Origin of the sequence: Polaribacter sp. AHE13PA (genome assembly GCF_019278505.1) — a bacterium.
Taxonomy (GTDB): Bacteria; Bacteroidota; Bacteroidia; order Flavobacteriales; family Flavobacteriaceae; genus Polaribacter.
The window spans coordinates 1,185,309-1,211,236 of record NZ_CP058985.1 but is presented as its reverse complement, the minus strand read 5'-3'; the positions used below and the strand labels follow the sequence as shown (position 1 = coordinate 1,211,236).

The following is a 25,928-nucleotide window of genomic DNA, read 5'->3' as shown; positions in this document are numbered from 1 at the left end:
ATCTATGAAAGTATAGTTAAAGATTGTTCTAACCTTTTAGCTTTTGGAAACAATATATTATTCTCTATATGAATATGATTATTTAATAATTCTTCAAACTGCTGCAGTTTTAAGTATAAAACTTTAAAAGAAATACATGCATTTTCTGGAATTTTGTAATTATTAGTTAATTCAGCTATTTTTTTAAAGGTTTTACTCACCTTTTCATGATCATCTTCTATGATATCAATAGGTATGTTTAAGGGAGAGTTACTTGTGTTAGTCACTATTTTTTTAGTATTCGCATCAATAAGCTTCTTAATATAAGGGAAAATAATACGTTCTTCATTTTTCATATGTTCAAGAATGTTATCTGCAACTCTTAATATTAACAGATTAATTTCTATAAGCTCCTTATATTCTTCTCCATAAATAGTTGCTACTTTTTCTCCATATTCCTTTAGAAGCAATATATTTTCTTCTTTGTATTCATGTTGAATATTCACTAAAAAGTCAATTAAAAAATCTAATTTCCAAGAATTATAATCTTTTAAATAGTAAACCTTATCATTTACGGCCTTCAAATCTTTTAGAATTTGTTTTAAATTGGTGTTTTTTTCTTCACAAGCCTGACTAAGTAACATGTTTCCATGAATACTAAAGTCTATTTTATATTTTTTAAAAATGGAGGCAGTATTTATGTTCTCAATAACTATTGTTGCAACACTTTTATTCATTAGATCCTTCACAATGATAGGCTTTGAATTCTTAACAAATATGATCTTATTATTAGGGATAAAAAATGACTTTTGTCACTTTTTTACATAATTATAGATATTTGTATTAAAACGATATCATTTTCGGATAAGTACATGTTAAATGATGAATAAAAATCATTTATTCATAACGTTAAAATGAAGTTTTTTGAACTTACTATTGAGATAAAACAACTTTTACCTTCAATTAAAGTTTAAGATGATGTAATTTGCGCTAAAATTATTTTAAAATGAAATCACCTTTTTATTTAACAAAAGAAGAAATGAAATCTTATGGTTATAAGATTGTAGACATTATAGTAGACCATTACAAAGAAGAAGAAAATAAAAAGCCAGTAATTAAGGCTTCTAGAGAAGAAATGGACTCATTATTTTTAAGTGAAGCTCCAGATGATGCTACCGATGCAAATGAAGTATTAGATTTTGTGGTGAATAATGTGCTACCAAATAGTAATATATCTACCCATCCGAAATCTTTTTCTTTTGTACCTGGCCCAAGTAATTTTATTAGTACTATGGCAGATTCTTTAGCAACAGGTTTTAATATTTTTTCTGGTGGATGGATTGTTTCCCCTGCGGCTGCAGAGTTAGAAATAGTAACTTTAAATTGGTTGCTAAAAATGTTTCATTTCCCTGTTACTAAAGGTGGCGGAATTTTTACAAGTGGTGGTTCTATGGCTAATTTAACAGCCTTAACTACTGCTAGAAGAATAAAGTGTGGTGATGATTTTTCTAAAGGTATTATCTATTTATCTGACCAAGCACATTCTTCTAACATTAAGGCAATTCAGGTTTTAGGGTTTAAAAAAGAACAAATTAAAATAATTCCGACAGATTCTGAATTTAAGTTTAGCATGAATAAACTTAAAAATGAAATAGCAAGGGATCAGTTAGAAGGTAAAAAACCATTTTGTATTATTGCATCCGCAGGTACTACCAATACAGGTACTGTAGATCCTTTAGACGATTTAGCAGACATCTGTGAAAAAGAAAATCTCTGGTTTCATATAGATGGTGCTTATGGTGCTGCTGCAATTTTATCTAAAAAAGGGAGTAGAATTTTACGCGGAATAGAACGTGCAGATTCTTTAACAGTGGATCCTCATAAATGGTTTTTTCAACCGTACGAGATTGGTTGTCTACTAGTAAAAGATGCCTCTTGGTTAAGTAATACATTTAGTGAAAAACCAGAATATTTAAGGGATATTGAAGGGAATGAGTCTGAAATTAATTTTTATGATTACGGGATTCAATTAACAAGAAGGTTTAGAGCTTTAAAGTTTTACATGTCTATAAAAACGTATGGTTTAAATGCATTTAAGAAAGCCATTACCTATAATATAGATTTGGCTGATAAAACTGAAGATATCTTAAGAAAAAGTAAAAACTGGGAAATTGTTTCTCCGGCTACTTTAGCAATTATTAACTTTAGATATAACCCGTTAAATAAAGATTTAACAGAAAAAGAAGTAGATACATTAAACCAAGAAATTTCTACGAGAGTGGTAGATTCTAGAGAAGCCTTTTTAGTAACCACTGTTTTACAAAATCAAGTAGTTATTAGAATGTGTTTAATAAACCCTAAAACAACTTTAAAGCATGTTACAGACACTTTAGACCAATGTGAAGTATTTGCTAAACAGATTCTTTTAGATTGGAAAAAGTAGGTTTTATATTGGTAATAAATATTCCCAAAACACCAATTGGCATCAATACAGAAATCAGTACTAATATTGTATAATAATTATTGATAATAGATAATTGCTGCCAATTGCAAAAACCTTTATAAAATATTAAAATTTCAGAAAAAAGAAATCCTATTAAGTAGATGCTTATCCAAATTTTGGGTAATTTTAATAGTTTGTTTTGATGTAAAAAAAAGAAGATACTCAAACTTATTACCCCTAAAAAAACGAGGTGTAAATACCCTATTACAAAGTCTTTAATTTGATAAGATAATTCTACAAAATAAGGAATTACCGTTATAGATTGCATTAAAGTTTTTAGAGTAAAAAACACCAAAACAAAGCTGATTAAATTAAAGAAAAAACGAGGTGTTTTCTGTTTTAAAACAAATTTATGGCTCTTTATTATTTGATATAAATAGTTTAAAGAAAAGAGTTGGATAAATACACCTAATATAGCTATTAAATAGATGGTTACATGTGGTTTAATCCATAAAAAAGATAGTGGTAAAGTTAGTATACATCCCCATAACATCAATTTATAAAAGGAAGCAACTTTTTCTTTAGAAATAACGCAGCGATACTTTTCTAAAAGTGAAAAAAACAATCCTAATAAACAGAATATAAACCATCCATTATATTGAAAATGTAAATAGAAATAAATGGCATTTTTATACCAATGAGATGTACTACCTAAAGTGTTCATAATAATCCCTAATGACCAAGGGCCAATACTAGAAATAATCATAAAAACTAGAGAGGTATTTATAAATTTTAAAGCATAACTGTCTTTCTCTAAATGGTTATTTTTTCTAAAAAAAGCAAAAAACCAATAAGAACAAATTATAAATAAGGTAGAAAAAATAATAGAAAATAAAGCATACCCAGTTATTGGAAAACTAATAAGCATTCCTACAATTGTAATCTGAGTACATAAAAATATTGTTGTATATTTTCTTTTAGCTTCCTCATTTATATACAAGTAAAATAGTAAGCTAGTTAATCCAATATATACCCAACCTAAAAGTGCTACATGAGAGTGGGTGTGTACAAAAAATTTATAATCAATATTTATATCAATAATTGGAAAAAGACGTAATAGAATACCTAAAGAAGAAGCTATTAAAAAATACAAAAGTGCCACAAAACTTTGTGTTTTGGCTTTTATCATTATTATAAAGTATTTATAATATTATTATTTTTAACATATTCCAAAGACATTTCTAAGATGGTTTTCTTTTTTAATTTAGAAATTAATTTGTCTTTAAATGGAGCATATAAATGATGAACAACACAAGGATTTTCCGAACTACATTCTGATTGACCTAAATAACATTCATTAAATTTTTCTACACCATCAATACAATCGATAATATCAAATAGGGAGTTTTTTTCATTAGCTTCTGTTAAATAAAAGCCTCCATGAGGACCTTTTACAGAGCTTATTATATTTTTTTTAGTTAATTCTTGTAACGTTTTAGCTAAAAAAGGAGCTGGCATCATTAAATCATTCGCAACCTTTTTAGAGCCAATTTTATTGTTTACACTCGCTTTTTCTGTAAGATATAGAACTGCTCTAATGGCATATTTACTTGAATTTGATAACATTTTATTTTTTTTGTAAAAATATAAAGATAAAACTATCTTTTAGTATGATAAATATCATTTATTTTTTTAATCAAGATTAATAATTTTGCTTTACAATAAAAGATTAAAGGGTCTTTTATTATAACTAAACCTAAAAATCAAAAAAATGAAATTATTAAAAGCAGTGTGCATACTATTTGCAGGAAGTTTACTATTAGTTAAATGTAAGAGTGAACCAAAACAAGAACTAGCTAAAGCAGATAGTTCTACCATTTATATAAAAGGAACTATGGAAGCAGAATTGACTTCTCCACCTTTTGTGCCAGCTCCAATAGGAAATAGAACAGCAAAAAAATTATTGGTAAATATGGAAATTCTAGAAAAAGAAGGAACCATGACAGATGGAGTACAATATGTTTATTGGACTTTTGGAGGTACAGTGCCTGGAAGTTTCATAAGAACTAGAGTAGGAGATGAAATAGAATTTACTTTATCTAATCATCCAGACAATAAATTACCTCATAATATAGATATGCATGCTGTGACGGGCCCTGGTGGTGGAGCAGAATCATCATTTGTAGCTCCAGGACATGAAAAAACGTTTTCTTTTAAAGCTTTAAATCCTGGTTTGTTTGTGTATCACTGTGCTACAGCACCAGTTGGAATGCACATTGCAAATGGAATGTATGGTTTAATTTTGGTAGAACCAGAAGGAGGTTTACCTAAAGTAGACAAGGAATATTACATTATGCAAGGTGATTTTTATACGAAAGGAGCTACTGATGAAAAAGGCTTACAACCTTTTGATATGACAAAAGCAATTAAAGAAGATGCAGATTATGTTGTTTTTAACGGTAAGGTTGGATCATTAACTGGTGATAACGCTATTACTGCAAATGTTGGTGAAACGGTTCGTTTGTTTGTTGGTAACGGTGGTCCAAACTTAACTTCATCTTTTCATGTTATTGGAGAAATTTTTGATAATGTGCATGTAGAAGGAGGAGATTTAATTAATACAAACGTACAAACAACGTCTATTCCTGCTGGTGGTGCAGCAATTGTAGATTTTAAAGTAGAAGTTCCCGGAACATTTATTTTGGTTGATCATGCAATTTTTAGAGCTTTTAATAAAGGAGCATTAGGAATGTTGAAAGTGTCTGGTGAAGAAAATAAAAAATTATATTCTGGAGTAAAACAAGAAGGAATTTATCACCCAGAAGGGGGAACAATTCAAACCATGCCAGTAGATAAAAATAAAAAAGAAGTTGCGGTTACTACAGAAAAACCTTTAGCTAAAAAAATAGCAGATGGTAAACAAGTGTATATGACTACTTGTTTTGCTTGCCACCAAGCGGAAGGGCAAGGAATACCAAATGCATTTCCTCCATTGGCAAAATCAGATTATTTAAATGCAGATGTTAATAGAGCTATTGGTATTGTTTTGCATGGTAAAACAGGAGAAATTACTGTTAATGGTAAAAAATATAATAGTGTAATGACAAGACAAACATTAACGGAAGGCGAAGTTGCAGATGTTATGACCTATGTATATAATTCTTGGGGTAATAATAAAACCAATGTTACCATTAAGAATGTACAAGATGTAAAAAATAATTAATAATAATTTCAATTCAATTTCTATGAAAACTATTTTAAGATTGACAATTTGTTTCATCCTCCTAAATATAACTTATGCAAGTTGTCAATCTAAAATGGTACCAATTAAAGGAGGAGCTTACATCCCATTATATGGTAGAGATTCTATGAAAGTTGAAATAGATAACTTTTTAATGGATGTATATCCGGTTACAAATAAAGAGTATGTGGCTTTTGTAAAAAAGTATCCAAAATGGCAGAAAAGTAAAGTCATAAAATTATTTGCGGATGAAAGCTATTTACGTGATTGGAAATCGGATACTCTTTTAGGAGAAAACAAAAAAGAAAACTCTCCAATTACTCAAGTATCTTGGTTTGCAGCAAAAGAATATTGCGAATGTCAGGGAAAAAGATTGCCAACTGTAGATGAATGGGAATATGTAGCCATGGCAAATAAAAAAATACCAGATGCTAGAAAACAAAAAGAGTACAATGCTTTTATTTTAAGTTGGTACGAAAAACCAAAGACCTTCAATCAAACTATAGGGTCTACTTTTAAAAATTATTGGCAAGTATTTGACTTACATGGCTTAGTTTGGGAATGGACTTCAGATTTTAATTCTGTATTAATTACAGGTGAATCTAGAAAAGATGTAGATACAGATAGTAATCTGTTTTGTGGAAGCGCAGCTGTAAATGCAACAGATTTAATGAATTATGCTGCTTTTATGAGGTATGCAATTAGAGGGAGTTTAAAAGCAAAATATACCATGAAAAACCTAGGTTTTAGATGTGTAAAAGATGATAAAAAATAGCAACATGAAAACACTTAAATATCTTATAGTATTAATTATTACAGTTACTTCATTAAGTTCTTGTAATACATCTACTTCTAAAGAAAGTAGTAAGGTAGAATACCAATGTCCTATGAAATGCGAAGGAGATAAAGTTTATTTAGAACAAGGTGCTTGTCCTGTTTGCAAAATGGATTTAAAACCAACATCTAAAATAGTGAAAAAAGTTTTGTCTACCATGATTTCTGATGAGTCTATTTTTAACTTAACTTCTAAATGGAATACGCAAAATGGTACTGAAATTCAGTTAAAAGAGTTAAAAGGTAAAACTTTGGTTATGGTAATGATTTATACAACTTGTAAAGCTGCTTGCCCTAGGTTAACAGCTGATATGAGAAATATAGATGCTAAAATTCCATCCGAATTAAAGGAAGATGTAGAATTTGTTTTGGTAAGTATAGATCCAGAGAATGATACGCCAGAGAGGTTAAAAGAATTTGCAGAAGAGAACTTTCTTACAGATAAAAATTGGACCTTATTACAAGGTACAGAAAGTGGTGTTAGAGAATTTTCAAATGTACTAGCGGTAAAATACAAACAAATTTCTCCTTTAGATTTTTCTCATTCTAACATTATAAGTGTTTTTAACCCGAATGGAGAATTAGTACATCAGCAAGAAGGATTAGGTGTTGATAATAAAGAAACGATTACAAAGATTATAGAAACTATTAAAACATATTAAAATGAAAATTACAAAGGATAATACAGTAGCAGAAGTAGTAACATATAATATTAAAACAGCAGATGTATTTAAAAAACACGGTATAGATTTTTGTTGTGGAGGCGGAATTTCCATAGAAAAAGCGTGTAAAAAACACAATATTTCTTTTGAAGAAATGGAAAAAGAACTACTAGATATAAATACCCCAAGTACTAATGCTTACAATTATGATAGCTGGAAGCTAGATTTTCTGGTAGATCATATTATAAACATTCATCATGCTTATGTAGAAGAAAATACCCCTATAGTATTGCAATATGCAGCTAAAGTTGCAAAAGTTCATGGGCATCATTATACAGAAGTTATAGAAATTAACAGACTTTTTAATTTGGTTGCACAAGAATTAGCGGCTCATTTAAAAAAGGAAGAACTTATTTTATTCCCTTTTATTAAAAAGTTAGTAAACGCAGATAAAGAAGGTGTAAAAGTAAATCAACCTCATTTTGGAACCGTAAATAATCCAATAGCAATGATGGAAGATGAACATGAAAGTGCAGGTGATATCTTAAAAGAAATTAAACAACTTTCTAATAATTATACACCACCAGAAGGAGCTTGTAATACGTTTAAAGCGTTGTATGCTAAGTTAGATGAGTTTGAGCAAGACTTACATCAACATATACATTTAGAAAATAATATTTTGTTTCCTAAAGCCATTCTTTTAGAGAAAAAAAATAAACAATAAGAATATTTCATTCTTAAGAGACAGTGTAAAAAACTGAGTGTTATTTATTTAATGCTTAGTTTTTTTTATTTCTAATGATATTAATCATGTTTTGTAGAAGCAAATAAATATAAATTGCAAGCTTAATTAAATTTAGTTAAACATTTAAATTAAACCATGAAAAACTCACATTCATTTCACATTCCTGTTATGGGAATTGGTTTTACTATAGATTCTCCTTTAAAAGTAGCACAATTTGGTATTGATTCTGTTATTTCTTTAGTGGATGATATTTTAGTAGAAAAAATGCGAAAAATTTACAGCGAAAAATTTGAAATACCATATAAAGAAATTTCAGATAAAGTTGATGATTTTAGAGCAAAGAGAATTACTTCTTATTTAGATTTATTACACGACCAAACAGAAGAAAAGTTCAATCAATTAAAGAATATTACATCAGAAAAAAGTAAAGCATTAATGGATTATATTCACATGTTACCAGAATATTCTTCATTAAAAAAAGACTTTTTAAAGTTGACTGAAGAAGGAGTCGACTTTTCTAAGATAAAAGATTGGGCAAATAAGAATTTATCAATGGGTAGTATTGATGTTAATATTATGACCAAAATTGATAAAGGAAATTATGTAGATAAAGAGTTATTACCAATAGAATACAACGATGCACATGCTGCGTTAAGAGGGTATTCTAATAGTAAACTTTCTTCGTCTTTAATTCTTTCTGCAGGTATGAATCCAAGGTTATATACCTACATGAGTAATTTTGATGATTTTTTTCCAGATGTAAACGGAAACATTAAAAAGAAAATTATTTTAAAAGTTAGTGATTATCGATCTGCTTTTATTCAAGGAAAGTTTTTGGCTAAAAAAGGATTATGGGTTTCTGAATATAGAGTAGAATCTGGATTAAATTGTGGTGGACATGCTTTTGCAACTGATGGTTTTTTAATGGGACCTGTTTTAAAGGAATTTAAAGAAAATAAGGAGACTTTAATAAGTCAAACGCAAGAATTAATGCAGCAAGCTTTAAAAGATGCAGACCGTATAATTCCTACCAAAGAATTAGAACTTAAAATAACAACGCAAGGTGGTGTTGGTACTGGTGAAGAGCATTCTTTTTTATTAGAAGAATATCAATTAGATTCTGTAGGGTGGGGAAGTCCATTTTTATTGGTTCCGGAAGCAACAAGTGTCGATGAGAAAACGGTAGCACAATTAGCAGAAGCCAAAGAACAGGATTTGTATTTAAGTAACAGTTCTCCTTTGGGAGTTCCTTTTAACACTCTAAAAGGAAATACAAAAGATGTGCAAAGACAAATGCTTATCGATAAAGGAAGACCAGGTACTTCTTGCCCTAATAAATTTATCGCTTTAAATCATGAATTTAAAGATACAGGTTTGTGTACGGCATCTAGAGAGTATCAGCATTTAAAACTGAAAGAAATTGATGCTTTAGAAATTTCATCAGAAGAAAAAGAAGAAAGAGTAAATAAAGTCACCGAAAAATCTTGTATTTGTGTTGGTTTAGGTACATCAACTTTACTTTTAAATAATATAAGTACAAAGAAAGTAGGAGACGGAGTTTCTGTTTGTCCTGGACCTAATATGGCATATTATGATAAAATAATGAGTTTGTGTGATATTACAGACCATATTTATGGTAGAAAAAACATGCTAACTAGAACAGATAGACCAAATGTTTTTGTAAAAGAACTATCTCTTTATATTACTCATTTACAGGATAAAGTAAATGAAGCAAAAACTACAATTGATAAAAAACAATTGAGAACTTTAACGAAGTTTAAAAAGAATTTAGAAGCCGGAATTGAGTACTATAATGAATTATTTTTAGCGAAAAAAGATGCTTTTAAAAATAGTAAAGAAACACTTTTAAATTCCCTTAAAATTGAACAACAAAAACTTGTTTTAATAGGTCTAGAAATAGAGAATTTATAAGGAACAATATATAACATGAAAAAGCCTCTTTTAATATTAAAAGAGGCTTTTTTATGTATATAAAGAATTATGTACTGTTTGTTTTTAAATAATTACTGTTTTTATAAAAGATAAAAAAGTCTTTTAAATGTGATAATAGTCATGTTTTTTAGCAGTCTACTTTTTTAAATTTGTTTGGAGTAATACAAATCAAATAGCAGTAAAAAGTATTATAAAAAATAATATCGATAGAAAAAATAACAATTAACCTTTTAAATAAAACAAAAATGAAATTAAGAAATTTAATCGCCTTATTTGCAGTACTATTATTAATTAGTTGTGGAAAAGAAGAAAAAAAGAAATCTACAGATGACATACCTACTAAAAAAGCAGCTGTTAAAAAAGCTCCTGAAAAAGCTAAAAAAACTAAAGTAGTAGAAAAAGAAGAAATAGCTATAGATTTAAATAACAAAGGAATTGGCCCTGTAAAGACTGTAACTTTAAAAGAAACTATTGATAAAAATATGGTTGCAGATGGTAAATTATTATTTAAAAACAAATGTTCATCTTGTCATAAAGTAAATAGAAAATTTATAGGCCCAAGTATGGAAGGAGTTATAGCAAGACGTTCTTCTGAATGGATTATGAATATGATTTTAAACCCTGAAGAAATGGTTAAAAAGGATCCAATTGCAAAAGCTTTATTAGTTCAATTTAAAGGATCTCCAATGGCTAATCAACATTTAACAGAAGAAGAAAGTAGAGCAGTTTTAGAGTATTTTAGAACGCTATAATCGATTGTTAATCAAACTCTAATTAATCTTATAATAAAGATTTAAAGATTTTTAAAATTAATAAACAGCAGCATAAATAATAAAAGCATCTTTCAAATAAATGAAAGATGCTTTTTAAGTTTATAGAATAAAAATTTTCTCCTAAGAAATTTCTCTAGTAATTGTTTGTTTTCTATCTGGTCCAACAGAAACGATAGATACAGGAACTCCAGTTTCTTTTTCAATAAAAGCAACATAATCCATTAAATTCTTTGGTAATTGATCTGCAGAAGTCATTTTAGTTAAATCTTCATCCCAACCTTTAAACTCAGAATAGTTTACAGAAACATTTTCTGGTTCTATGTTGTATGGTAAATGACTAATTTCTTCTCCTTTATAGTTATAAGAAGTACACACTTTTAAAGTATCAAATCCAGATAAAACATCACCTTTCATCATCATTAATTGTGTAACACCATTAACGTCTACAGCATATTTTAAGGCTACTAAATCTAACCAACCACAACGTCTTGCTCTACCTGTTGTTGCTCCAAACTCATGACCAATTCTTGCCATGTCTTCACCATCTTTATCAAATAATTCAGTTGGAAAAGGTCCTGAACCAACACGAGTAGTATATGCTTTAAAGATTCCAAAAACTTCACCAATTCTATTTGGCGCAACTCCTAAACCAGTACAAGCACCTGCTGCAGTAGTGTTAGAAGAAGTAACAAAAGGATATGTACCAAAGTCAATATCTAATAAAGAACCTTGCGCTCCTTCTGCTAAAATTGTTTTTTTGTCTTTTATAGCTTGGTTTAAAAACTCTTCACTATCAATAAAAGCTAAAGTTCTTAATTTATCAATTCCTTTAATAAATTCTGCTTCTAATTCTTTTAAATCATATTCAACCTGAACATCAAAGAATTCTAGCATTTTAATGTGCTTTTCAGTTAAAGCATCATACTTTTCTTTCCAGTTGTTTAACTCTAAATCTCCAACTCTCATTCCGTTTCTACCGGTTTTGTCCATATAAGTTGGACCAATACCTTTTAATGTAGAACCAATTTTAGCTTTACCTTTAGAAGTTTCTGAAGCTGCATCTAATAACCTATGTGTAGGTAAGATTAAGTGTGCTTTTCTAGAAATTAACAATTTAGAAGTATAATCTATATTGTGTTTGTCTAGATTTTCTAATTCTTTTTTAAAGATTACAGGGTCAATAACAACACCGTTTCCAACAACGTTTAAAGCTGTTTTGTGGAAAATTCCAGAAGGAATTGTGTGTAAAACATGTTTATGTCCATCAAAAATTAAAGTGTGTCCTGCATTTGGTCCACCTTGAAAACGTGCAATGATATCATAGTTTCTTGTAAGTACGTCTACAATTTTACCTTTTCCTTCATCTCCCCATTGTAATCCTAGTAATAAATCTACAGCCATTATAGTTGTGTTAATTGTTGTTTATTTTGTTATGTTGTTAATTAAGATTTGTTCTTTTTTGTTCCATAAAAATAAAGTGAATGATTATGAATATCAATATCAAAAACTTCTTCTATGGTTTTTTTTATAATTTGAATTCGTGGATCACAAAATTCTTTTACTTCTCCAGAATCTGTAAAAATAACGTGGTCATGATTTTTATCGAAATAACTTTTCTCATAACGTGCCATCGATTGTCCGTCAAACTGATGTTTTCTAACCAAACCGCAATCTAAAAGCAAGTCTATTGTATTATAAAGTGTAGCTCTACTAACTCTATAATTTTTATTTTTCATTTTTATATATAGAGATTCTATATCAAAATGCTCTTCAGCCGCATATATTTCTTGGAGAATAGCATAGCGTTCTGGAGTTTTTCTATGCTTATTTTCGCCTAAGTATGTGGTGAAAACTTTTTTTACTACTTCTTGATTTTCAAGAGAACTACTCATTTAGATTGATTTTTTACAAAAAGCAAATTTACAGTTATTTCTTAATTAAATACGACTTTTAATCAATTGATATTTATAAAGTATTAACACGATCTACTTTTTTAACTCCTTCTATTTTAAGAAGTTTTTTTATCAATTTATCTAGTTGTGAAATATTCTTTACACTTATAGAGATTTTACCTTCAAATACACCTTCATCTCCTTTAATATTAATGCTATTAATAAACACGCCCATATTACCAGAAATGGTACGGGTTACATCATTTGCCAGACCTTGGTTGTCTACACCAGAAATGTGTAAAATTACCTTAAAGTCTTGTTTTGTAGAATCAATCCATTTTGCAGGCATAATTCTATAGGCATAATTAGATTGTAAAGAAATAGCATTTGGGCAGTTCATTTTATGAACTTTAAGACCATCATTAATAGTTAAAAAGCCAAAAACTTTATCTCCTGGAATAGGATTACAACATTTAGATAATTTATAATCTAGTTTTTGCTCGTCTTTACCAAAAACTAAAGCATCAAATTTACTCGATACTTCTTCTGTTTCTACGTATTCTTTTTCTGGAGTATTTCTTTTTAATTTAGATTTAAAGAAATTAAATAATTTACTATTTCGCTGAGACACAAAAGCTTTTAACTGTGTATTGTCTATAGCACCATTACCAATTCTAAAAAATAAATCGAAACTTGTTTTTAATTTAAAATAATTAACGAGTTCATTGGTTGTTTTATCATTAAAAGTAATTTTTAAATGACGTAGTTTACGTATTAATATTGCTTTCCCTTCGTCTGCAATTAATTTTTCTTCTTCATTTAAAGCGGCTCTAATTCTTGCTTTTGCTCTTGCTGTAATTACAAAATCTAACCATCTAGCATTTGGTTTGTTAGATGAACTAGTAATTACTTCTATTTGGTCTCCACTTTTTAATTGATGACTTAAAGGCAATAATTTTCCGTTTACTTTTGCCCCTCTACATTTTAAACCAACATCTGTGTGTATCGAAAAAGCAAAGTCTAAAGCAGTTGCATTTTTTGGAAGCGATTTTAAATCACCTTTAGGTGTAAAAACATATATTTCTTTAGAATATAGATTCAGTTTAAAATTTTCTACAAAATCTACCGCATTTAAAGTCTGTGTTTCTAGGGTTTCTTTTAATTTATTTAGCCAATCATCTAATCCGTTGTCTTTAGTTACTCCCTGTTTGTATTTAAAATGTGCAGCATACCCTTTTTCTGCTATTTCATTCATTCTATTAGAACGAATTTGTACTTCTACCCATTGAGAATCTGGTCCTACAACCGTAATATGTAAGGCCTCATAACCGGTAGATTTTGGTTGAGAAATCCAATCTCTTAAACGAGTAGGGTTGGGTTTAAAGTAATCGGTTACAATGGTATAAATTTTCCACGCATCAAACTTATCATCATTAGAATTTGGGTTGTAAATAATTCTAATGGCATATTTATCATAAACCTCATCAAAAGTTACATTTTGATTGATCATTTTTCTACGAATAGAATAAATAGACTTAAAACGTCCTTTTATTTCATAGTCAAAATTCTCCTTATCTAACCCAGATTTTAAAGTCTCTTCAAATCGTTGCAAATATTTTTTCTGATCTTCTTTACTTTCTTTTATTTTACCAAGAATACCAAAATAAGCTTCTGGTTCTGTATATTTTAAGCCAAGATCTTCTAATTCTGTTTTTATATTATACAAACCTAATCTATGAGCTAAGGGCGCATAAATATATAAAGTTTCCGATGCAATTTTAACCTGTTTATGAGCAGGCATTGCATCCATAGTTTGCATGTTGTGTAATCTATCTGCAATTTTTATTAAAATAACTCTAACATCATCATTTAATGTTAAAAGCATTTTTCTAAAATTCTCTGCTTGTATAGAAGCATCTTGCTCTTTGTTTAAGCGAGATATTTTAGTTAATCCGTTTACAATTTTAGCAATGGTTTCCCCAAAAAGGTTTTCCATGTCTTCTAAGGTGTATTCTGTATCTTCTACAACATCGTGCAGAAGGGCAGAAGCTATAGAAACCGCATCTAAACCAATTTCATAAGCAACAATTTTTGCAACTGCAATGGGATGATAAATATAAGGTTCACCTGTTTTTCTGCGTTGATCAGAATGAGCATCTACAGCAATGTCAAATGCTTTTCTTATGAGTTCCTTATCTTCTTTAGACATAATCTCATACGTACCCTTTAGCAAATCTTTATATCGTTTTGCTATTTCTTTATTTTCCTCTTCTATGGTTGCGGTGTATTCCAAATGCGTTATTTTATTACTAGGGGTTAACTCAAAGTGAAATTAAGAATAAGTATTTTAACATACAAGTATTTCGTTTTCTAAATATATTTATTTCTTATTTTTGTAAAATGAAAAATATTTGTATCAGTTTTATCGTTTTATTTATCAGTTTTACTATTAACTCTCAAGAAAAAGCAGGGCAGAATCGTCTTTTTGAACTTCAAAAAAAGAAAGTAGAAATAGATATAAATAAAGATATTTTTACAAGTGTAACTACAAATATGTATGTATCACAAAATCCACAAGCATTAATTGTAGGTTTGTTTTTACCTATTTCTTATGAAACTAAAAAGACAAAAATAAATAATAAACCTGATGAAGGAATGGAGTTTAAAGGGGAGCAGAAGATAAATAGTAAAAATATTTTATTGTTAAGTGGTACGGTAATTAAAAAAGGAATTGAGTACTCAAAACAAAAATATTATATAAAACAAGATCAAAACACTTGTATAGAACTTACAACCATGCTTCCTGTTAATGCAGATGCTAAAGATAAAATGATGTTAATGAAAATAGTGCATTCCGTAATAGAAAAAAATTAACTTTCTAAATTATTAATTCTTTCCAACAGAGTTGGATGAGAGTAGTGCGCAAAAACATAAGCCGGATGCGGAGTTAAATTACTCAAACTATTTTTAGATAATTTTTTAAGTGATGTTATTAAGGCATTTCCTTCAAAAGTTTCTTTCGCATAATTATCAGCTTGATATTCAAATTTACGAGACATATAATTCATAAATAAACTTGTAATTTCTGATATCGGCGAATATAAAATTCCGAATGCAATTAATCCAATATGAAAACTAGGTATAGAAACACCTAATGCCTCAGATAAAACGGCAGAATTAATAAATAAGGAAAGAATAAACAACGTTAATCCTGTTAATAAAATTGACGCAACTAAATTAAAAACGATATGTTTTCTTTTATAATGGCCAACTTCATGTGCTAATACAGCTACAATTTCATCTGTTTCTAAGTCGTTTATTAAAGTATCATATAACGTAATTCTTTTTTGTGATCCAAAACCAGAAAAATAAGCATTTGCTTTTGTAGAGCGTTTAGAACCATCTATTACAAAAATATTATTGATGGTAAAACCAACACTTTTTGCATATTTTTCTATAGCTGTTTTTAATTCGCCATCTTCTAACGGACTTTGTTTGTTGAATAAAGGAACAATCAATTTTGCATAAAACATGTTCATAAGCAAAGAGAAAATAGCAACAAAAGCCCAAGCATAAATCCAAAAATTCTCTCCCGTAATTTGATAAAACCAAATAATTAAAGCTAAAATTCCGCCACCTAACAAAGCGCTCATTACCAATCCTTTTAATTTATCTAACCAAAATATTTTTCTTGTAGATTTGTTAAAACCAAATTTCTCTTCAATTACAAACGTGCTGTAATAGGAGAGAGGCGTGGTCATTATTTCTGATGCAAACATAATAACCCCGAAGAAAAGCAAAGCAACCAAAATTGGATTATCTGTATAGCTTCTTGCAAAATTATCTACATATTTAAACCCATCTACAAAAAAGAAAACTAAGGTTAATAGTGTAGAAAAGAATGAAGTTATATTCGAAAACTTTGCACTGGTCTTTTTATAAGCTTGTGATTTTTTGTATTCATCTTCATCATAAACATCCTTTAACTTTTCTGGAATTTCTGCATCAAAACGTTTTTCATTTAACGTGTCTAAAATTTTATCAACCAGAAAACTGATGATTAATATGGCAATAATGATATAGAATAAAGTAGTTGGTTGCATAAAATAGTTGAAAGGATCTAAACAGTGTGTTTAGTGTTGTTTTTATTAAAAGTGTAATTTCATTCCTTCGTGCGTTCCTTTGAACCCTAATTCTTCATAGAATTTAATTGCACGAGGTCTTTTTTTATCAGAAGTTAATTGTACTAAATGCACCTTTTTTTCTTTCGCTCGATTTATTGCCCATTCAAAAACACTTTTTCCTATTCCTAAACCTCTTTGATCGCTTCTAATAAACACATTTTCTATTTGTGCTCTCTTACCTCCACAATAACTTAAATACTGAATATAAGTAATTTGTAAAGTTCCAATAATTTCTAAATCATTATTTTCGACAACAATAAGTTCTTGATTTTTATCAGCATCTATTTTTTTAAATGCTTCTAAATAGAAGGTTGGTAAAGGATTCTGAAAGTTTTCTCTTTTTTGACCAAGTTCATCTTCAGCCATCATTTTAATAATTTCCGAAATGTCGTTTATGGTAGCTTTTCTAAAGTTCATAGTCCATTAAGTTTTACTGAAAGTAGTATTGTAAAAGGAAATTAATAAAGCGTGTTTTATTTTTTATGTTCTTTGCTCGCATAAATTGCTGCTCCAATAATACCAGCATTATTTTTATATTCAGCAACTTTTACTTTTACATCAGTTTGTAAATATTCTTTAAAACCGTCATATCTTTTGCTAATTCCACCACCTAAAACAATTAGACTAGGTGTGTATACAATTCTAATATATTCTAATAAAGAATCGAATCTTATTGCCCATTCTTTTAATTTTAAATTCTCTTTTTTCCTTACGGAATCGGCTGTATAAAACTCAATTATTTTTCCATTAGTATGTAGCATTTTACCTATTTCTAAATTAGGAATTAGGTTTCCGTTAAAGAACAAACCAGAACCAATTCCAGTACCAATGGTAACCATAATTACAACGCCTTTTTCTTTTTTAGCAGCACCTAAACTAACTTCAGCTAAACCAGCTAAATCGGCATCATTACTTACATAAAAGGGCAATTTACATTCTTTTCTAAATAATTTATCAACCTTAACATTCAACCATTTTTCACTTAAATTTCCTGGATGAATACATTTGCCATTCACAATGGTGGTAGGAAAACTACAACCAATTGCTTTTTTCCAATTAAAATGATTTACCATTTCATTTACAACCTTTGCTACTGCTTCTGGTGTTGCTGGTTTTGGAGTATCTATTCGGTGTCTTTCAGAAAGTAATTCTCCTGTTTTGGTGTTTACAATTGCGGCTTTAATTCCAGATCCACCAATATCAATTCCTAATACTTTCATTTTTACTTTTTAAATTTTCTTTGTCTTTTTGCTTCAAATAAAATAATAGCAGCAGAAACAGAAACATTCATAGAATCTATTTGTCCTTGCATAGGTATGTTTACGTTTTGTGTAGCAGCTTCTCTCCAAACATCAGTTAAACCAGTTGCTTCTGTACCTACAACAATTGCTGTGCTTTCAGTATAATTTTCTACATGATATTCATTAGAATTCTGCAAAGTGGCAGCATATATATTGATGTTCTTCTCTTGTAGAAACGTAATTATTTCTTCGGATGTTCCTATGGCAATCTGATTGGTAAAAACACAACCTACACTAGAACGAATAATATTTGCATTGTACAAATCGCTTTTAGGATTTGCTATAAAAACAGCATCTACATTTGCGGCATCTGCAGTTCTCAGTAAGGCGCCAATATTTCCAGGTTTTTCAACACCTTCTGCGATTAATATTAATGGATTTTTAGTTTGAAACAAGATATTCTCTAAAGAGAAGTCTTTTGCTTTTGTAACCGCAATTATTCCTTCTGTAGATCCTCTATAAGCCAGTTTCTGATAAACTTCTTTAGAGATTTCAATTCTATTTACATTTGCATTAAAAAGATGTAAAATTTCATTTTCTGAAATTAAATCTGGATAAAAAAGAATCGTATCGAATTCATATTCAGCAGAAATTGCTAGTGTAATTTCTCGTTTACCTTCAATAATAAATAAACCCTGTTTTCTTCGTTCACGTGCTTTTTCTTGCAGTTTAAGCAAATTTTTTACATACGTATTTTGAATACTAGTTATTTCTTTCATTAGTACAAATATACCTATTTATAGGTATTGGAAAAAAGGTAAATAATAACAATATTTGTGTTTATAAACCAAATTATTAATTTTTACTATTAAATGCACGTAAATTTAAATTTCTATGAAAAGGAGAGGTTCTATTTGGTTTCTATAAATTTAAAAGGCTCGCATTTTGCGAGCCTTTTCTATACTAATAAACTTTTTACTGTTTACTAGATTTTAAGAATACTAATTATTTTAAACTAGCTAATAATTTATCTGCAACTAATTCTGATGATGCAGGGTTTTGACCTGTAATTAAATTACCATCTTGTATTGCAAACGGAGCCCAATCTTCTCCATTAGAATAAAGTGCACCATTTTCTATAAGCATATCTTCTAATAATAAAGGTACAATTTCTGTTAAACCAACAGCAGCTTCCTCTTTATTAGAAAAACCTGTTACTTTTTTACCTTTAACTAATGCAGTTCCATCTGCATTTTTAACATCTCTCAACACAGCTGGAGCGTGACAAACAAATGCAATTGGTTTCTCTTGACGATCAAACTTTTCGATTAACGCAACAGATACTTTATCATTTGTTAAATCCCATAAAGGACCATGACCACCAGGATAAAATACAGCATCAAAATCATCTGCATTCATATCTGCTAATACCTTTGTATTTTCAATTAAAGACTTAGTAGCTGCATCATTATTATAACGATCTGTAGAAGCTGTAGCTGCGTCTGGAGCATCACTACTTGGGTCTATTGGTGCTGCTCCTCCTTTTGGAGTTGCAATAGTAATTGTTGCTCCTTTATCTAATAAAGTATAATATGGAGTAGCAAATTCTTCTACCCAAAATCCTGTTTTTTTTCCTGTGTCTCCTAATTTATCGTGAGATGTTAATACAAATAATATATTCATTTTTTTTTCTTTTTTAATTGTTGTTTTTACTTCTGATACTTTATCAGTAGTAGTTTCTTTTTTAGAATCCTTACAACTAGAAGCTGTAATAATTGTAAGCGTTAAAGCTATAATTTGTGTGAATTTCATACTTAAAATTAGTAAGCCATTTTTACAATTTCTTTTACTTTCTCTGGCGATAAATTTTGGTGTTCACCTAAACCTAACCAACCACGATCTGTAAAACGTTTTGCTATTTCTTCTGCAGTTCCTTCATAATTATCTGTATAATCAGATAATTTTGTTTCTATGCCTAATTTATGGAAAAAGGCAACTGTTTTTTCTATAGCAGCATACGCTCTATCTTCTTTACTACCTTCTTTAATTTTCCAAACACGTTCTCCATATTGAGCTAATTTTTCTTTTTTAGCGTCAAAATTATATTTGTAATGGCTAGGTGTAATTATAGCTAAAGTACGTGCGTGATCTATACCAAATAAAGCAGTTAACTCGTGGCCCATTGCATGTACAGCCCAATCTCCAGGAACTCCTTTTTGTATCAATCCATTTAAAGCCATGGTACAACTCCACATAAAGTTTGCAGCTGCATCATAATTTGTAGGGTCTTTTAAAACCTTTGGAGCTATTTCAATAATAGTTTGTAAAATACTTTCTGCAAAACGATCTTGTAACAATCCATTAACCGGGTACGTCATGTATTGTTCTAAAACGTGCGTAAAAGAATCCATTAATCCATTTTGTAATTGACGTTGCGGAATAGAGGCAATTACTTGAGGATCTAGTATAGAGAATACAGGAAATAAACCTGGACCACCCATTGCTAGTTTTTCTTTTGTTTCTCTTCTAGTAATTACAGCACCAGAATTCATTTCAGAACCGGTAGCAGGTAATGTTAAAACAGTTCCAAAAGGCATTCCTTTTTCTGTTTTAACGTTATTTGTCAAAATATCCCAAGGAGTTTCTCCTTCAAATACTGCAGCTGCAGATAAAAATTTAGTTCCGTCTATTACAGATCCACCACCAACAGCTAATAAATACGTAATTTGTTCTTCTTTAATTACATTTAAAGCTTCCATTAAGGTTGCGTACTCTGGGTTTGCAGGTATTCCTCCAAACTCTACAACTTCAATATTTGCTAACGCTTTTTTTACTTGGTCGTAAATTCCGTTTTTCTTTATACTTCCTCCACCATACAACAGTAATACTTTTGCATCTGCAGGAATTTCAGTTTCTAATTGTTTAATTGTATCCTTTCCAAAAATAATTTTAGTAGGATTTTTTAATTCAAAATTGTTCATCTTCTTTTAATTTTTTTAGATTTTAACGATCATTTTACCTTTGTTTTTACCATCAAATAAATCGATGAAAGCAGTAGGTATATTCTCGAAACCATTTACGATAGTTTCTGTGTAAGTTAACTTCTCTTCTGCTAACCATTCTGATAACTGTTTAATAGCTCCTGGAAATTTATCAGCATAATTAGAAACAATAAATCCTTGCATTAAGGCACTATTTTTAACTAAAAACGGTTGTACACTTACACTTTTAGGAATTTCAGTCTCATTATAAACTGAGATTGCTCCACAAATAATAATTCTTGCAAAACGGTTGATGTTAAATAATACAGCATCCGAAATTGGCCCACCAACATTATCAAAATAAATATCGACACCATTTGGTGCTAATTTTTTAATTTCAGCATTTATATCTTTATTGGTGTTGTAGTTGATACCTGCATCAAAACCAAATTTAGATTTTAGCATATCAATTTTTTCATCTGTACCTGCAATTCCAATTACATTTAATCCAAGAATTTTAGCAATTTGCCCAACAACAGAACCAACTGCACCTGCAGCACCAGAAACTACAATTGTTTCTCCAGCTTTCGGTTTTCCAATTTCGTTTAGTCCTAAATAAGCAGTTAAACCAGTCATACCTAAAATACCTAAAAAGGCACTTAATGGTGCTTTTGTTCCGTCTACTTTATTTAAACCATCTCCATTAGAAACTTGTTGTGTTTGCCAGTTTAATAAACCAGAAACATAATCTCCTTCTTTAAAATTATCATTTTTAGAAGCAGTAACTTTAGCAATAACACCAGATTGTACTGGTTCGTTTAATTGAAAAGGAGGTACATAAGATTTTGCGTCGCTCATTCTTCCTCTTAAATAAGGATCTACAGAAACGTACGCAGCTTCTAGAAGAATTTCTCCATCTTTAATTGCTAACTCAGTGTCTTCCGTTACAAATTCAAAATTAGAAGTTGTTGGTTTTCCTTGTGGTCTATTGTTTAATAAAATCGTTTTCATTTTTCTTTTTTTTATTATATTACAGTCACTAAATCTTTCATCGGTTTTCTAACTTTTACCAAGTTTACCAACCAATCTTCATCTTCTTTTCTATAACCTAATGGCAATAAAACAGCACTACGTAAACCTTTTTCCCTTAAGCCTAAAATTTCATCAACCGCTACAGGGTCAAAACCTTCTACTGGCGTTGCGTCTACTCCTTCGTAAGCTGCAGCAATAATTGCATGTCCGAATGCGATGTACGCTTGTTTGGCAGCATGATTAAAATTTTCTTCTGAATCTCTTTGCGGATAAGAGCTTAATAGCATCTGACGGTAGTTTTCCCAACCTTCGTTTTCAAAACCACGAATTTCGTTTGTTAAATCGAACATATAATTAATGCGTTCTGGGGTATACGTATCCCAAGCTGCAAATACCAATAAATGAGAACAGTCTGTAATTACAGATTGATTCCAAGCGATTGGTCTAATTTTCTCTTTTACCTCTTGACTTTTAACTACATAGATTTCAAAAGGTTGTAAACCACTAGAAGTTGCTGCTAAACGAGCTGCTTCTAAAATGCGTTCTACTTTATCTTCTGCTACAACTTCACCATTCATTGCCTTTGCAGCGTATCTCCAATTTAATTTATCTAATAATTCCATATTTTGTTCTTTATTTATTTTTTTGAAAGTTCTTTTATATCGTTTGAAGTAATTATGACTCCGGCATTATTTTTAGTATTTGCTAAGTTTATCATTGCTTGTGCAATATTTTCAGCATCTATAATTTTATATTCTTTTAGTTTTCCTATAAATAAAGGCTGAATTATTTTAATAACAACTAAACCTATTTTTTCTAAGATTCTACTTTCTTTTCTTTCTCCACCAATTAAGGAAGGTCTTAAAATAAAAGTGTTTATAATATTTTGTTTTAAAACATCACGTTCCATTTCGCCTTTTGTTTTATTGTAAAAGACAGTACTTTTTGCATTCGCTCCCATTGCTGATACCACTAAAAAAGTAGTGATGTTATTTTCTTTTGATAGTTTTGCAGCAGCAACCGGAATGCCATAATCTATCTTTTTATACAATGTTTTATCTGGAGTTTTTTTAGCAGTTGTACCAATGCAACAATACACTTCGTCTGCTGTAAAATTTGCTTTAAATTGTGTTAGATCTAAAATGTTACCTATAAACTGTTTTACCTTTTTGGGTAAACCATCAATTTTAGAACGAGAAAATAATTTTATTGTCTCGTAGTTTTTATCTTCAATTAATTTATGAAGAATATGATTGCCAGTTAAACCGGTTGCACCTAATATGATTGCCGTTTTCTTCATCTTATTTACAAAGTTTTATACTGCTCCATGCAGATTGAAACGCTTCTTCTAAATGAGTCTCGTCTAATTTAAAAGAACCTCTTTTCTCTGCCATCATTAAAAAAGATAGAGGATTTATAGCATATGCATACAATAAGTATTCTGACATAGGTTTTATAATTCCTTCTTTTTTTCCCTTTATCCAAAGATCGAGTAGGGGCTGTAAATGTTTAATTCCTTCTTGTCTACTTGGTTCATCAATCATTGGTGTATTATCACACTGTGCTAAAAACATAGCATTTTCACATTCCTTTAGTTTAAAGGTTGCAATGCGATACCAAATTAATTTAAAACCTTCTTCAATAGACATATTTGCTTTATAAGTTTCAAATGCATAATCTGTATATCTTGCTTTTACCTCTATATAGGTTTTATTTACTAAATCTTGCTTGTTTTCAAAATACAAGTAAATGGTAGCAGGGGATACATTTGCCATTTTCGCAATTTTACTCATAGGTGTCGCATGAAATCCGTTATTATTAACGAGCTCAATTGTTGCCTTTATTAGTGCATTACGTTTATCTATACTTTTTTGAAGCCTTGCCATATTGTTTTATTCTGATGCAAATGTACATAAAAATGAACGTTCATTCTTTTTTTAACAAAGATTTATATTTATACAATTATAGATATTATTGATTACGGTGCATAACCAAAAGTAAATCTAGAATAGGGAAGACAATAGAAAAGAGATATAATACAAGTTGATTATAGAAATTGGTATCTTTGATCAACCAATAACTAGAAGAAACAATTGCAAGAACCTTTCATTAAAAATTATAGTATTAACGACGTTGTCAAAATTATTGGAGACAAGCCACAACTGTACACAGATTTACATGTGCATATATCTAAAAATAATTTTGATGAAACTCCTTTTTTAGCACCCTTTAGATCCGGGAATTATACTTTTTTGTTGATACTTAAAGGATCCATTAAGTTACAGTTAAACTTAATTAAACACACTTTAGAAAGTAGTGAGATGATTGTAGTGAAACCCCAAACGGTTTCTCAAATTACAGAAATTAGTAAAGATCTAGAGATTATTAGCGTTAGTTTTACAGTCGATTTTATTTTTAAGATCCTTTTAAAAAAAGCAGAATTTGATGCCATAGACTTTTTAACGGCAAACAGTTATCCGAAGTTAAAATTATTGAACGGAGAAAAAGAAACTTCTATAGTATTGTCTAAATTATTAGCGAAAAACAACAATGCAGATGCACTTCTTTTACCTTTTAGAAATGAAATTATAATGCACTCCTTTGGTTTATTATTATATCATTACGGAGCCATTTTTAAAAGAGAATATCCAAATTTAGAAGCGCATTTAAATAGGAAACAGCAATTAACACTTCAGTTTTTAACCATTTTAAATGATCATTTTAAAAATGAACGTTCTGTTAAGTTCTATGCTGATTGCATGCATTTAACAGCTGCACATTTATCAAAGGTTTTAAAGGAGGTTTCAGATAAAACTGCCAGTCAATTAATTGATGATGCTGTAATTATGGAAGCTAAATTATTATTAAGCAATCCTTTATTAAGTATTTCTGAAGTTGCAAATGAATTAAAATTTAGCAACCTTTCTTTTTTTGGTAAATATTTTAAGAAAAATACAGGTGTATCACCTTCTTACTTTAGAAAAAACACAAATTAATTGAAGTACAATTTTTTGTTAAACTTCTCTAAAAACACGTTTTTGACCAATACATCCCTTTTTTCGACTACCTCATAATGCTGATTATTTTTTATCTTTGAGTATAATCAAATCATCTACCTTATGAGTATTATAGTAGCTACCAATTTTTCTAAACTATCTGATAACGCTGTATTATACGCCGCTGCATTAACAAAACAATTTCAGTCAGAACTTGTACTTTTCCATGCATTTAGATTACCTGTACATGCTGCAAATAGTAGGTTGTCTGCCATGTCTTTAGATATTTTATTTCAAAAAAATAAAGAAAAATTAAAAAAATTAGCTGCCAATTTAAGTAAAGAGTTTCAAATTAAAGTTTCTTACAAGAGTAGTTATAGCGATTTAGGAGAAGAAGTAGATCACTTAATGAAAGAGTATAACGGTCGTTTTTTAGTAATTGGAATGTCTCCAAAATCTATGGAACAAAATTTATTAGGGAATCCAACAACGAGTGTCATCAGTATGAAAGAATTTCCGGTATTAGCAATTCCTTTAGAAGCAAAATTTAAGGAAATAAAACAAATACTTTTTGCGTGTGATATTTTACAAGATATTCCATTAAAAACATTGGCTAAATTGCGTCAGGTTGCCTTAAGTTTAAAAGCTGCTGTAACTGTTTTTTATGTGGATCAAAAAGTTGAAGAATTAAAGACAGAAACACCTAGTATCTTAAATAAAGAATTAGAAGATGTTACCCATTTTTATAAAAATGTAAAATCGAACTCTGTAATTGAATCAATTGAGAGTGAAATTAAAAAATCGAATTCAGATCTTTTGGTTATGATGCCAAAAAAATATGGTTTTTGGGAATCTATTGTACATAAAAGTAAAACAAGAGTCATGGCTTCTGGGCAAAATATTCCGTTACTGTCAATCCCTATAGAATAACAATTCCTCATTGAATATTTCCCTAATTTAAATCTTGTATTG

Annotated in this window: 26 protein-coding genes; 10 read left to right on the top strand and 16 right to left on the bottom strand. The window is 29.5% G+C overall.

Annotated elements, in window-relative coordinates:
- Positions 1-2: 2 nt before the first annotated feature.
- The gene (locus H0I28_RS05250) at positions 3-716 is read right to left on the bottom strand and encodes a DUF542 domain-containing protein (protein WP_218760835.1); all 714 of its coding nucleotides are present in this window, start codon (positions 714-716) and stop codon (positions 3-5) included.
- A gap of 269 nt (positions 717-985) precedes the next feature.
- On the opposite strand from H0I28_RS05250, the gene H0I28_RS05245 reads away from it, so the two are divergent.
- Positions 986-2,422, top strand: a complete 1,437-nt coding sequence (locus tag H0I28_RS05245) for an aspartate aminotransferase family protein (RefSeq protein ID WP_218730505.1) — start codon at positions 986-988, stop codon at positions 2,420-2,422.
- On the opposite strand, the gene H0I28_RS05240 is transcribed toward H0I28_RS05245, so the two are convergent.
- Complete coding sequence (locus H0I28_RS05240; RefSeq protein ID WP_218760834.1) at positions 2,391-3,611, bottom strand: hypothetical protein; 1,221 nt, start codon at positions 3,609-3,611, stop codon at positions 2,391-2,393. The genes H0I28_RS05245 and H0I28_RS05240 overlap by 32 nt on opposite strands.
- A 2-nt stretch (positions 3,612-3,613) precedes the next feature.
- Positions 3,614-4,048 carry an Rrf2 family transcriptional regulator gene (locus H0I28_RS05235; RefSeq protein WP_218760833.1) on the bottom strand — a complete coding sequence of 145 codons (435 nt, stop codon included), beginning with the start codon at positions 4,046-4,048 and terminating at the stop codon, positions 3,614-3,616.
- A gap of 145 nt (positions 4,049-4,193) precedes the next feature.
- On the opposite strand from H0I28_RS05235, the gene nirK reads away from it, so the two are divergent.
- The 6 genes from nirK (at position 4,194) to H0I28_RS05205 (ending at position 10,609) form a co-directional block, all read left to right on the top strand.
- Positions 4,194-5,645, top strand: coding sequence for a copper-containing nitrite reductase (nirK, locus tag H0I28_RS05230; protein WP_218760831.1), 1,452 nt, complete (start codon positions 4,194-4,196; stop codon positions 5,643-5,645).
- A 22-nt stretch (positions 5,646-5,667) separates the two neighbouring features.
- Positions 5,668-6,438 (top strand): formylglycine-generating enzyme family protein, encoded by a 771-nt coding sequence (locus tag H0I28_RS05225; protein WP_254712839.1) that lies wholly within the window; start codon positions 5,668-5,670, stop codon positions 6,436-6,438.
- Positions 6,439-6,442: 4 nt separating this feature from the next.
- Positions 6,443-7,159 (top strand): SCO family protein, encoded by a 717-nt coding sequence (locus H0I28_RS05220; protein ID WP_218760829.1) that lies wholly within the window; start codon positions 6,443-6,445, stop codon positions 7,157-7,159.
- Between the two features lies 1 nt (position 7,160).
- The gene (gene ric / locus H0I28_RS05215) at positions 7,161-7,883 is read left to right on the top strand and encodes an iron-sulfur cluster repair di-iron protein (RefSeq protein ID WP_218760827.1); all 723 of its coding nucleotides are present in this window, start codon (positions 7,161-7,163) and stop codon (positions 7,881-7,883) included.
- 156 nt (positions 7,884-8,039) lie between these two features.
- A complete protein-coding gene (locus tag H0I28_RS05210; RefSeq protein WP_218760825.1) occupies positions 8,040-9,836 on the top strand; it encodes a hypothetical protein in 1,797 nt (598 codons plus the stop codon).
- 266 nt (positions 9,837-10,102) lie between these two features.
- A complete protein-coding gene (locus H0I28_RS05205) occupies positions 10,103-10,609 on the top strand; it encodes a cytochrome c family protein (protein ID WP_218760823.1) in 507 nt (168 codons plus the stop codon).
- Positions 10,610-10,750: 141 nt separating this feature from the next.
- Here H0I28_RS05205 and H0I28_RS05200 read toward each other — a convergent pair whose 3' ends face one another.
- The 3 genes from H0I28_RS05200 to H0I28_RS05190 all read right to left on the bottom strand — a co-directional run bounded on the left by H0I28_RS05200 (position 10,751) and on the right by H0I28_RS05190 (position 14,815).
- Positions 10,751-12,031: an adenylosuccinate synthase gene (locus H0I28_RS05200; RefSeq protein ID WP_218730496.1), complete on the bottom strand. Its 1,281-nt coding sequence runs from the start codon at positions 12,029-12,031 to the stop codon at positions 10,751-10,753.
- Positions 12,032-12,072: 41 nt separating this feature from the next.
- Positions 12,073-12,522 (bottom strand): Fur family transcriptional regulator, encoded by a 450-nt coding sequence (locus H0I28_RS05195; protein ID WP_165734070.1) that lies wholly within the window; start codon positions 12,520-12,522, stop codon positions 12,073-12,075.
- A gap of 73 nt (positions 12,523-12,595) precedes the next feature.
- Positions 12,596-14,815 (bottom strand): bifunctional (p)ppGpp synthetase/guanosine-3',5'-bis(diphosphate) 3'-pyrophosphohydrolase, encoded by a 2,220-nt coding sequence (locus tag H0I28_RS05190; protein WP_218730495.1) that lies wholly within the window; start codon positions 14,813-14,815, stop codon positions 12,596-12,598.
- Between the two features lie 107 nt (positions 14,816-14,922).
- On the opposite strand from H0I28_RS05190, the gene H0I28_RS05185 reads away from it, so the two are divergent.
- Positions 14,923-15,396: a hypothetical protein gene (locus tag H0I28_RS05185; protein ID WP_218760821.1), complete on the top strand. Its 474-nt coding sequence runs from the start codon at positions 14,923-14,925 to the stop codon at positions 15,394-15,396.
- On the opposite strand, the gene H0I28_RS05180 is transcribed toward H0I28_RS05185, so the two are convergent.
- From H0I28_RS05180 to H0I28_RS05135, 10 genes are all read right to left on the bottom strand, one after another.
- Entirely contained in the window at positions 15,393-16,625 is a 1,233-nt protein-coding gene (locus H0I28_RS05180) for a M48 family metallopeptidase (RefSeq protein WP_218760819.1), read from the bottom strand. The genes H0I28_RS05185 and H0I28_RS05180 overlap by 4 nt on opposite strands.
- Before the next feature lie 45 nt (positions 16,626-16,670).
- Positions 16,671-17,123, bottom strand: a complete 453-nt coding sequence (locus H0I28_RS05175) for a GNAT family N-acetyltransferase (protein WP_218760818.1) — start codon at positions 17,121-17,123, stop codon at positions 16,671-16,673.
- Between the two features lie 56 nt (positions 17,124-17,179).
- Entirely contained in the window at positions 17,180-17,926 is a 747-nt protein-coding gene (ppgK, locus tag H0I28_RS05170) for a polyphosphate--glucose phosphotransferase (protein ID WP_218730491.1), read from the bottom strand.
- A 2-nt stretch (positions 17,927-17,928) separates the two neighbouring features.
- On the bottom strand, positions 17,929-18,726 hold the full coding sequence (locus H0I28_RS05165; protein WP_218760816.1) for an RNA methyltransferase: 798 nt from the start codon (positions 18,724-18,726) through the stop codon (positions 17,929-17,931).
- A gap of 226 nt (positions 18,727-18,952) precedes the next feature.
- On the bottom strand, positions 18,953-19,759 hold the full coding sequence (locus tag H0I28_RS05160; RefSeq protein WP_218760815.1) for a type 1 glutamine amidotransferase domain-containing protein: 807 nt from the start codon (positions 19,757-19,759) through the stop codon (positions 18,953-18,955).
- A gap of 8 nt (positions 19,760-19,767) precedes the next feature.
- Positions 19,768-20,928, bottom strand: a complete 1,161-nt coding sequence (locus H0I28_RS05155) for an iron-containing alcohol dehydrogenase (protein ID WP_218730488.1) — start codon at positions 20,926-20,928, stop codon at positions 19,768-19,770.
- A 15-nt stretch (positions 20,929-20,943) separates the two neighbouring features.
- Positions 20,944-21,939, bottom strand: a complete 996-nt coding sequence (locus H0I28_RS05150) for an NADP-dependent oxidoreductase (protein ID WP_218753255.1) — start codon at positions 21,937-21,939, stop codon at positions 20,944-20,946.
- Positions 21,940-21,953: 14 nt separating this feature from the next.
- The gene (locus tag H0I28_RS05145; RefSeq protein WP_165734085.1) at positions 21,954-22,583 is read right to left on the bottom strand and encodes an NAD(P)H-dependent oxidoreductase; all 630 of its coding nucleotides are present in this window, start codon (positions 22,581-22,583) and stop codon (positions 21,954-21,956) included.
- 14 nt (positions 22,584-22,597) lie between these two features.
- Complete coding sequence (locus H0I28_RS05140; RefSeq protein ID WP_218760814.1) at positions 22,598-23,260, bottom strand: NAD(P)H-binding protein; 663 nt, start codon at positions 23,258-23,260, stop codon at positions 22,598-22,600.
- Position 23,261: 1 nt separating this feature from the next.
- Positions 23,262-23,846 carry a TetR/AcrR family transcriptional regulator gene (locus H0I28_RS05135; protein ID WP_218753251.1) on the bottom strand — a complete coding sequence of 195 codons (585 nt, stop codon included), beginning with the start codon at positions 23,844-23,846 and terminating at the stop codon, positions 23,262-23,264.
- A gap of 207 nt (positions 23,847-24,053) precedes the next feature.
- Here H0I28_RS05135 and H0I28_RS05130 point away from each other — a divergent pair, with 207 nt between their 5' ends.
- Complete coding sequence (locus H0I28_RS05130; RefSeq protein WP_218760813.1) at positions 24,054-24,956, top strand: AraC family transcriptional regulator; 903 nt, start codon at positions 24,054-24,056, stop codon at positions 24,954-24,956.
- Between the two features lie 123 nt (positions 24,957-25,079).
- Positions 25,080-25,886, top strand: coding sequence for a universal stress protein (locus tag H0I28_RS05125; protein ID WP_218760812.1), 807 nt, complete (start codon positions 25,080-25,082; stop codon positions 25,884-25,886).
- Positions 25,887-25,928 lie beyond the last annotated feature (42 nt).